Raw genomic sequence first — 10,060 nt, forward strand, 5'->3', positions numbered from 1 at the left:
GCATTCGGGTACCTCTTCGGGGGCACGATGACTCACATGCGCACACCGCAGCGCCGTCGTATTCGGTGGGTCCGCGATTCTCGCACCATCGACGGTCCCTGCTCCGAGATGGGACCCCGGACCGGATTTCGTCGTCATCGTCACACCGAGTGCCGGATCTCCCGTCTACGGCCGTACTCTTTGGGGGCTCTCGCATCGGCCTTGAACCGGGACAAAGCCGGGACCTCTGCGTGGGACCCTACGTCCTGCCAGGCGCCAATCCGGGACCAGAGTCCCGGTCCTAGCGCGTACCCCCCCGAGTAGGTTGTGGCTACACGTCAAAGGAGGGCATGCCATGGAAGCTCTTGACCTTGCGCGCTGGCAATTCGGCATCACTACCGTCTACCACTTCATCCTCGTCCCACTCACCCTCGGACTCTCCGTCCTGGTGGCGATCATGCAGACCGCCTGGGTACGTACGGGCAAGGAGAAGTGGTTACGCCTCACTAAGTTCTACGGGAAGCTGCTGCTCATCAACTTCGCGCTCGGTGTCGCGACCGGAATCGTGCAGGAGTTCCAGTTCGGCATGAACTGGGCGGAGTACTCCCGCTACGTCGGCGACATCTTCGGAGCGCCGCTCGCCATGGAGGCGCTGGTCGCGTTCTTCCTCGAGTCGACCTTCCTGGGCGTCTGGATCTTCGGTTGGGACCGACTGTCAAAGAAGGTTCACCTCGCGGTCGTGTGGCTCTTCGCGATCGGCTCCAACCTGTCCGCCTACTTCATCCTTGCGGCCAACTCCTGGATGCAGCACCCGGTGGGAACCGAGTTCAACCCGGAGACGGGTCGGGCTGAGATGAACAACATCGGCGAGGTGTTGACCAACAACACCACGCTGCTCGCGTTCCCGCACGTCATCACGAGCGCGTTCCTGATCGCTGGCGGCTTCATTGCCGGCATCGCGGCGTTCTGGATGGTCAAGAAGGCCAAGCAGGACAAGACCGACCCGGAACTGCCCATGTACCGCACGGCGCTGCGCTTCGGCGCCGTCGTGATGCTGGTTGCCGGCATCGGCGTCATCATCACGGGCGACCTTCAGGCGAAGCTGATGTTCAAGCAGCAGCCCATCAAGATGGCCGCCGCCGAAGGCCTTGTCGAAACCACAACCAGCGCGCCCTTCTCGTTCCTCACGATCGGAAACCTCGCGGGCGACGACCCCTCCTCGGTGAAGCACATCATCGAGGTCCCCGGCCTCACGTCCTACCTCGCCACGGGCGACTTCAACGCCGAGGTCAAGGGCCTCACGCAGCTGCAGGACGAATATGCGGCCAAGTACCCGGGCTACGAGGCGACGCCGGACTACCTGCCGAACCTGGCCGTCACCTACTGGTCGTTCCGCCTCATGATCGGACTCGGTGCGTTCTCCGCGGCCGCGGCACTCGCGGCCTTGTGGCTGACTCGCAGGGGCGCCGTGACAGACAAGACGTGGTTCTCCAAGCTGGCCGTGGGGTCGATCGCCGCTCCGTACGTTGCGGCGTCACTCGGCTGGATCTTCACGGAGATGGGCCGCCAACCCTTCGTCGTCGCGCCCAATCCCACCGGCTCCGACATGGTCTACCAGCTCACCCAGCACGGCGTCTCCAAGGCGGTCGACGCCTGGGAAGTCGGCATCTCGATGGTGGTCTTCACCGTCGTCTACGCCATCCTCGGCGTCTTCTGGTACCGCCTCATCGTCCGCTACGCCCAGGAGGGCGCGCCGGTGGTTGAAGAGCCGGACCCCAGCGACGATGCCGACCGACCGCTGTCGTTCGCGTACTAGGCCGGAAGGAACTTAACTCATGAATCTCGCAGATTTCTGGTTCATCCTGATCGCGGTCCTGTGGACCGGCTACCTCGTGCTCGAGGGCTTCGACTTCGGCGTCGGCATGCTCATGCCGATCGTCGGTAAGACGTCCAAGGGCAAGCGCGTCCTCATCAATACCATCGGACCCGTGTGGGACGGCAACGAGGTGTGGCTGCTCACCGCGGGTGGAGCCACCTTCGCCGCCTTCCCCGAGTGGTACGCCACGCTGTTCTCCGGCTTCTATCTCCCCCTGCTGCTCATCCTGTTGGCGCTCATCGTCCGCGCGGTCGCGATCGAGTACCGCTCGAAGATCAACGACGAGAACTGGCGCAACCGCTGGAACCTCGCGATCGTCGTCTCCTCGTGGATTCCGTCGATCCTGTGGGGCGTCGCCTTCGCCAACATCGTGCGCGGCGTGCCGATCGATGCGGAGGGCACCTACACCGGTGGCTTCTTCAACCTGCTCAGCCCGTTCGCCCTGCTGGGTGGCGTGGTGACGCTGGCGATCTTCCTCAGCCACGGGGCGATCTTCCTGTCCCTCAAGACCTCGGGCGCCGTGTTCGAGCGCGCCAAGGCCTTCGCCAAGCCCGCCTCGATGGCCGCGGTGGTCGCCGGAGCCGTCTGGGCGCTGTGGCTGCAGCTCGCCTACTCAGAGAACGCGTGGACGTGGGGCGCACTGCTGCTCGCCGCCGTCGGCCTGATCGGCGCAGCGTGGTTCAGCCGTGCCGACACGTTTGGGCTGGCGTTCACGTTCAACGCGGTGGCCATCGTCGGCGCCGTGATGCTCATCTTCGGATCGCTGTACCCCGACGTGATGCCCTCCACCACCGACGCGGCGTTCAGCCTCACCGTCGATAACGCCAGATCCTCACACACCACGCTGGTGGTGCTGACGTGGGTGGCCGCCATCATGACGCCCATCGTGCTCGCCTACCAGGCATGGTCATACTGGGTGTTCAAGCGTCGACTGTCCGAAGAACACATGCCCGAGCACAATGAGTTGACGTTCCACAAGAACTAAGGACTCCATGAAGCCAATCGACCCGCGCCTCATTGCGCGGATCGGGCCAGCCCGCCGTTACGTGATCGTGACGGCGGTGCTTGGTTTTCTGACCGCGTCCACCATCCTCTTTCAGGCCCTGTTGGTGTCTCGAATGCTGGCCCCCGTGCTGGCCCCCACGGCTCTGACGGAGGACGGCCTCGGCCCCCTGGGCCGACTCGTCCCGCTGGGAGCGCGCGAGCTCGCCCAAGGCCTGCCGTTGCTTGCGCTGGTCGTGCTGACGCGCGTCTTCGCGGTCTGGGTTCAGGAGCGCTTGGCTCACCGCGCCGGCACGCAGGTGGTCTCGGAACTGCGCGAAGCCGTCGTGCAGCACGCGACCGGCATGGGGCCCCGATGGATCGCGTCGGGGAAGGGCACCGAGGTGGTCACCACCGTGACGCGCGGGCTCGACGGCCTGCTGCCCTACTTTGTGCGCTACCTGCCGCAGCTGATGCTCGCGTCCACCGTCACGCCTCTCATGCTCGTGGTGGTGCTCGGACTGGACTGGCCGTCGGCGGTCATTGTCATGCTGACGCTTCCGCTCGTGCCCATCTTCATGATTCTTGTCGGACTGGTGTCGCGCGACCGGTCTCGTCGCCACCTCGACGCCATGGAACAACTGGGGGCGCGCACGCTCGACCTCATCGCTGGCGTGCCGACGCTGCGTGCGCTTGGCCGCGAACGCGGGCCATCGGCGCGGGTGCGCGAGCTCGGCACCGCCTCCAAGAAGGCGACGATGGCCTCGCTGCGTGTCGCCTTTCTGTCCGGGTTCGTGTTGGAGTTATTGACGACCCTGTCCGTGGCGATCGTGGCGGTCACCCTCGGATTCCGCCTGGTAGATGGCGATGTGTCGATCGAAACGGCCCTGGCGGTCCTCATCCTTGCCCCGGAGGTGTACCTCCCGCTGCGCAACGTCGGGACGCACTTCCACGCGTCCGCCGACGGGATGGCCGCGGCCGACGCCGCGTTCGCCATCCTGGAGCAGCCGTTACCGGTGGTGGGCACGCCGGGGGGTCTTGTCACGGACTTCGCCGGAGTCACGCTGCGCCTCACCAACGTGTCCGTCTCCACTCCCGACGGCGCCCGCAACGCTCCGGCCGCCCTCAGCCTCACCGCCGCACCGGGACGGCTCACGGTGCTGCGCGGCCCCAACGGCGAGGGCAAGTCAACCGCGCTGCTGGCGCTTGCCGGGCTCCTCGGGCCGGATGAGGGCGCCGTCACCGCCAGCGCGGGCGGGGTCGAGATCGCGCTGAGCGTCGCCGACGCCGATGCCTGGACCCGTCAATGCGCATGGGTTCCGCAACGACCGGAGCTTGGTCCCGAGGGCCGCGAACTGAGCCTCGGCCAGCGGCAGCTCAAGGCCTACGAACGCGCGTTGAATTCCGGGCGCCCCGTGCTGCTGTTCGATGAACCCACGGCGCACCTCGACGGACAGGCGAGATCCCGCCTGGTGGGTCGGATGGTGTCGCTTGCCCGCGCCGGAGCTACCGTCGTGGCCGCGACGCACGACCCCCTGCTCATCGACGCGGCCGATGCCGTCGTGGACGTGCGGGCGATGGCCGTGAGGAGCGCACCATGACCGCTCACGTGCGCCTGGCGCCCGTGCCAGCCGACGCGTCCCTGCGTCGACTGGACGTGCGCGGCCTGCTACGGGACGCCGAGGTGCGGCCGGGCCGCGTGGTGCTCTCGATTGCCGCGGGAACCATGGCGCTCGGCTCGGCCGTGGGGCTCGCCGCGGTTGCCGCGTGGTTGATCGCCAGGGCCGCCGGCATGCCCTCCCCCGCGGACCTCGCCCTCGCTGCGGTGACGGTCCGATTCTTCGGCATCGCCCGGGGGCTGTTCCGCTACCTCGAGCGGCTCGTCAGCCACGAGACCGCGTTGAGCGGAGTCGTGGCACTGCGCACCCGCACCTACGAGGGGGTCGCGAGTTCCGGGGCCTCCCGCGTGCTCGGCCTGCGACGCGGGGACATCGTGGCTCGCATGGGCGGAGACATTGACGCCATGGGAGACGCCGTGGTGCGCTCGCTGATCCCGTTGGGCGTGGCGGGCACCGTCAGCGTCATCTCGATCGCGATCACCGCCGCGTACCTGCCCGTCGCTGGCGCGGCGCTCGCAGCGTGCCTCGTGGCCGCCGCCACACTGTCCGGCGCGATGACCTGGCGTTCCGCACGCACGGCGGCCCAGGCGGGCACGGCAGCCGCCGCGCGCGTGTCCACGGCCACTCTCGAGGCAATCGACGGCGCCGCCGAGCACCGGGTGTGGGGGACCACGCAGGACGCCGCCGAAGAACTTCGCGCCGCGGATCGCGATGCGCAGGACGCCGCCGAGCTCGCGGCCCGGCCGGCAGCGTGGGCCGCCGCGGCGCTCCAGGCGGCTCAGGGTGCGGCCCTGGTGCTCGCCCTGTGGCTCGCCGTCTCCGCCGCCCGTCACGCGGGGCTGCCGCCCACCGACACGGCGGTCGTGGCCCTGCTGCCACTGGCCGCCTTCGAGGCGGTCAACGCCGTCCCGGCGGCGATACAGCAGGCGTTCCGGTCGGCCGCGGCGGCGCGGCGGGTCCAGACGATGGTGGGCGACGGCGAGTCAACCCCACATCTCTCGGGAGATGCGTCCAACGACGGCGCGCGGGCCGCCGCTTCCACAACACCCGCGCCAGCCTCCGCATCGCTGCGACTTGAGGGGCTCAGCGCTGCCTGGCCCGGGATGCTCCCCACCCTCCCCGTGACGGCCACGATCGCACCCGGAGGCGCCCTCGGCATCGTCGGCCGCTCGGGAATTGGCAAGACAACCCTGCTGCTCACGATTGCCGGAGCCCTCCCGCCGTCTCGAGGGCAAGCGCTGCTCGGCGACACTCCCGTCGGCGCCCACACCATCGGCCGCGCGATCGCGATGACCCCGGAGGATGCCCACCTCTTCGGCACCACGGTGCTGGAGAATCTTCGCGTGGCCGACGGCACGGTCACCCGCGACCAGGCCCGCGATGCGCTCGAGGCGGTGCAACTCGGGGCCTGGCTTGACTCGTTGCCCGACGGCCTCGACACGCCGCTCGGGTCGGGAGGCAACACGGTCTCCGGAGGCGAGCGCCGTCGGCTGCTGCTGGCGCGCGCATTGCTGTCCCCCGCCCCCATCCACCTCATTGACGAGCCCGCGGAACACCTGGACGCCGATGGTGTTGACGCCCTTCGTTCACTCGTTGCCGCCATGAGGGCACAAGGAAGGTCGGTCGTGATCGTGACGCATGATCTGGGAATCCTCGACGTGGTCGATAGGGTGGTGACCCTCGATGAGCACTAGTCCACTCGGTGGAGAGGATCGCCCCATGTCCGACGCCGTCACCGACGCGATTCTGTCCCTCAACCGGCAACTGGACTTGCCATCCGTCCTCAACAAGATGCTTGAGGCTGCGATGCAGACCACCGGAGCCCCTCTCGCCGCCATCAACGTGGTGGACGACCAGGGCGTGTCGATCGACTTCCACTACCAGGGCATCGACGCCTCCATTTGGCAGATGATCAAGAGGGCACCCAACAGCGTGGGCACGCTCGCCCAGATTCCCGCCGAGGGCACGCTCGTCATCGATGAGATCACGAAACACCCAGCGTTTCTAGGTCTCCCCAAGGGGCACCCGCCGCTCGGGTCCTTCCTGGGCTGCGCGTTGCGCGCCCGTGGATCCGTGTTCGGCTACCTGTATCTCGCTTCGAAGAAGGGCGGCTTCACGCCGATCGACGAGGCCACCATCGCGGCTCTCGCCTCGGCCGCCTCCGTCGCGATCGACAACGCCCAGCTGTTTGAAGAGTCTCTTGAGCGTGAGAACTGGTTGGCGGCCTCGCAGGCCATCACCACCGCGCTGCTGGCCAATCCGGGCGACGAGACCGCGATCGCGCGCATCGTCGCGTCAGCGCGGGACCTCTCGGGCGCCGCGGCGGCCGCGCTGGTGCTGCCGGGTATCGACGACGAGTGGGTCATGGAATTCACACACGGCGAGAAGGCCGACGAACTCCTGGGCCTGGTGCTGCCGTCCGACGGATTTGCCATGTCGGTGATCCGCTCCGGCCAAGGGACCATCGCCCAAGAACCGCCCGGGCCGACCATCCTGGACCCCGTGCGAGAGTTTGGCCCCACCCTGTACGCCCCCTTGTTGGCGGGCGCCCGAACGTTGGGCCTGCTCATGTTGTGGCGGCAGGACGACTACGACACCTTTGACGACCACGACCTGGCGACGGCCCAGCGCTTCTCCAACCAGGCGGCGCTCGCCCTCCAGTTCGCCGAACTGGCTCACGTGCGCAACGTGTCCAACCTGCTCGAGGAACGCGAGCGAATCGCCGACGATCTTCACGACTTTGTGTCACAAGAGCTCTTTGCGACGGCCATGCAGTTGGAGTCGCTGACCGACGACGTGGCCCCCAGCGCGCGCGACCGTCTCGCCTCGACGCTCGACCACGTCAAGCGGGCCCAGCGCGAGGTGCGCGGCGTGATGAGTCAGCTCCAGGGCGACCGCACCTCGGAACCGCTCGCGGAACGGGTGCGGCGCGAACTCATCCTGGCCCACGACTCGCTGGGCTTCGTCCCGTTCCTGTCGGTGGACGACTGGGGCGCGGCATCCCGCGCCGTGGATAGTGACCCCACGCTCTCGGACGACATCATCGCGGTGATTCGCGAACTGCTCTCGAACACGGCACGGCACGCACACGCCACATCATGTTCCGTGACGATCTCCGCCAAGGAGGGACGCCTGAGCGTCATTATCGAAGACGACGGCGTGGGACCCTCCGGAGCGTTCTCGCGCCACTCGGGCACGTCGAACCTGGCAAACCGGGCGCTGCGGCGGCGCGGAACCTTCTCGCTGGACCCAGTGCGCGAGGACGACGACGAACGGCCGGGAACGCGCGCAGTGTGGAACGTCGCCGCCGCCTAAGAGTGCCGCGAACCCCGCTTCTCGCCGCGGAACGATCCGGCCTGGCCGCGCCTACTCGGGCGCCGACACCCCTGAGATCACGGCGAACAGGCCCCATGCCGAAGGCTCACCGGCCCGCTCGCGGACCAGCCGGTAGGAGCCCTCCTCCAGCGGGGGTAGCGTCACGCGAGAACCCCATTCGGGCCCAAGAGAGGGCTCACGAGGTTCGACGGACACGTCGACCACGTCGAGCCAGGTCCGACCGTCCCAGCGCTGCACCAGCGCTGACGATGCGAGGCTCGCGTCGGCCTGCTCGATGTCCTCAGCGGTGAGGTTGCCGTCGGGCCCGGAGGGTACGAGCGTGGCCACGCGAACGAGTCCGCCGTCTGGCGAGACCAGTGCTGGCTCAACGCTCAACCGGACCTCGTCGCCGGGCGGTGCTGGCGGCGCGGCGTTCGAGCCCGTGCGGACCTCGAAGACCCCGGTGGCAACGCCTTCACCGAGCGCCGCAAGCTGCGTGACCCGGTACCACCCATCGGACAAGCCATCGGTGCTCATGAGCGTCGACGGACCCGGCCGACCGGGAACCGCGCCCAGTCCGATGGCGGCGACGGCCTCAAGCCGGGATGTCACCGTCCCGACACATCCCCACTCGACAAGACACAACCCCACCTCGCCGGCCGGGCGCCATTCCGCGCCGTCCCACCGTTCGAGCTCCGCCGCGACCCCGAACGTCAGGCCATTGTCAGCGTTCGCGTGGAGCACGACGGTCACCACGTCGCCGGGCGTGACCCTGTCCGGGACCACCTGAATCTCGACAGGTCGGCTTGGTTCCGGCGGCGGAGAAACCATCGTTGCCGGGTCCGACGATCCACCCCAGGGCCGCATCACAAGCGCGGCGGCCAGGATTGCAACGAACACGCCCGCCGTCGTGCCCACGCGTACCAGTGCTCGCCGTCGCTTTGCCTTCCGTATCACCGCGTCAGGGTCAACGACGATCGTGGGTGCGGCATGAGCAAGCCGGTCACGCAGGGCGTCCGCATCGCCAACGGGCGTGCTGTGGCGGGCGATCATCGTGTGCTCCTTCCTGGTGGGGTGGGCCCCGAGGGCTCGGCGAGCAACTCGCGCAGTCGGGCGAGCCCGCGGGAGGCGGTCGACTTGACGGTGCCGACTGACACGCCTAGTTCCGCCGCAGTGTCCGCCTCGCTGAGGTCCAGCACGTGACGCAACACCACGACGCGACGTTGCTGCGGAGGCAGCGCGCGCAGCGCCCGGCCAAGCAGATCCCTCTCAGCGCGTGCAGCCGCGCCGTCATCGGCTGATGGCTCAGGCATGGCGAGAGGCGCGGTCAGTGCCTCTCGGCGACCCTTGCGCCACCCGTCGATTCGCGCGTTGCTGAGGATGCGCCGCGTGTAGGCCACCGGGTCGTCGTTTCTCACCCGCGCCCACGCCAAGTAGGTGCGCAGTAGCGCGTGTTGAAGGAGATCCTCGGCGCGCACCGGATCGCCGCACAGGTACCAGGCCACGCGCCCCAACTCGGGCGACGCGGCACGCACGAATGCGCTGAACTCGGCATCGGCGTCAACCCGTCCGGCCGTCATGACGACGGACTCCTCAGGCGGGCGCGGGGGCAACTGTTCCGGCAAATCGACTCTCACGATTCCTCTCACACCCCTTCAACGGATCAGAGGTGTGAAAGGTTGAGTCAACTCACGACGCGCGGCCTGGAGCGAAACCGTCCACACGCGACCCCACTGCCGCGCACCCCGCTCCTAGCCGCGGAAGGAAGCGGCGTGGCGACGCGTCGCCCAGGCAACCACCTGGGTGCGGCGCTGAAGACCCATCTTCGACAACACGGACGTCACGTGATTCTTGACGGTCTTCTCGGCAATCCCAAGCTCATCGCCAATCTCACGATTCGCCAGGCCCTGCCCCACGAGCTCGACCACGCGGCGCTCCATGGGCGTCAGACGCCCCAGCACCTCGTCGTCGCGTACCCGGATGTGCTGGCCGTGCTCCTTGCCGGTAGCCGCCAGGCGCACCGCCTCGACCACTTGCTGAGAGCCCGCAGTCTTGGGAAGGAACATGTCGGCCCCAGCGGTGCGGGCGGCACTGCGAGCCTCGTCATCGTCGTAGGACGTGAGGACGATGATGTGGCAGTCGGGAAGGGTGCGGCGCACGTGGGCGATCAGCTCCAGGCCCGTGCCGTCGGGAAGACGCAGATCCGAGAGGACCACGTCGGGACGCACCGCATCTGCGCGACGGACCGCTTGCGCGACCGTTCCGGCCTCTGCGACCACCTCGATGCCTT

8 protein-coding genes are annotated in these 10,060 nt (G+C 68.1%); 5 read left to right on the top strand and 3 right to left on the bottom strand.

Annotated elements, in window-relative coordinates; genetic code table 11:
• The first annotated feature begins 334 nt into the window (after positions 1-334).
• From QZZ29_RS06660 to QZZ29_RS06680, 5 genes are read left to right on the top strand one after another with little or no spacing between them, the layout of a single operon-like run.
• Positions 335-1,795 carry a cytochrome ubiquinol oxidase subunit I gene (locus tag QZZ29_RS06660; protein WP_291382209.1) on the top strand — a complete coding sequence of 487 codons (1,461 nt, stop codon included), beginning with the start codon at positions 335-337 and terminating at the stop codon, positions 1,793-1,795.
• Between the two features lie 19 nt (positions 1,796-1,814).
• Positions 1,815-2,840 (top strand): cytochrome d ubiquinol oxidase subunit II, encoded by a 1,026-nt coding sequence (gene cydB, locus QZZ29_RS06665; RefSeq protein WP_291382210.1) that lies wholly within the window; start codon positions 1,815-1,817, stop codon positions 2,838-2,840.
• A 7-nt stretch (positions 2,841-2,847) separates the two neighbouring features.
• Positions 2,848-4,437, top strand: coding sequence for an ABC transporter transmembrane domain-containing protein (locus QZZ29_RS06670; RefSeq protein ID WP_291382211.1), 1,590 nt, complete (start codon positions 2,848-2,850; stop codon positions 4,435-4,437).
• A complete protein-coding gene (gene cydC / locus QZZ29_RS06675; protein ID WP_291382212.1) occupies positions 4,434-6,149 on the top strand; it encodes a thiol reductant ABC exporter subunit CydC in 1,716 nt (571 codons plus the stop codon). Before QZZ29_RS06670 ends, cydC begins: the two co-directional genes overlap by 4 nt.
• A 25-nt stretch (positions 6,150-6,174) precedes the next feature.
• Positions 6,175-7,770, top strand: coding sequence for a GAF domain-containing protein (locus QZZ29_RS06680; RefSeq protein ID WP_291382213.1), 1,596 nt, complete (start codon positions 6,175-6,177; stop codon positions 7,768-7,770).
• Between the two features lie 51 nt (positions 7,771-7,821).
• Here QZZ29_RS06680 and QZZ29_RS06685 read toward each other — a convergent pair whose 3' ends face one another.
• The 3 genes from QZZ29_RS06685 to QZZ29_RS06695 form a co-directional block, all read right to left on the bottom strand.
• Positions 7,822-8,823, bottom strand: coding sequence for a hypothetical protein (locus tag QZZ29_RS06685; RefSeq protein ID WP_291382214.1), 1,002 nt, complete (start codon positions 8,821-8,823; stop codon positions 7,822-7,824).
• Positions 8,820-9,407, bottom strand: coding sequence for a SigE family RNA polymerase sigma factor (locus QZZ29_RS06690; RefSeq protein WP_291382215.1), 588 nt, complete (start codon positions 9,405-9,407; stop codon positions 8,820-8,822). The genes QZZ29_RS06685 and QZZ29_RS06690 overlap by 4 nt, the downstream gene beginning before the upstream one ends.
• Positions 9,408-9,521: 114 nt before the next feature.
• Positions 9,522-10,060: response regulator transcription factor (locus tag QZZ29_RS06695; protein ID WP_291382216.1), on the bottom strand; the 539-nt coding region annotated here is incomplete at its 5' end.

Origin of the sequence: Demequina sp. (assembly GCF_016278765.1) — a bacterium.
Lineage (GTDB): Bacteria > Actinomycetota > Actinomycetes > Actinomycetales > Demequinaceae > Demequina.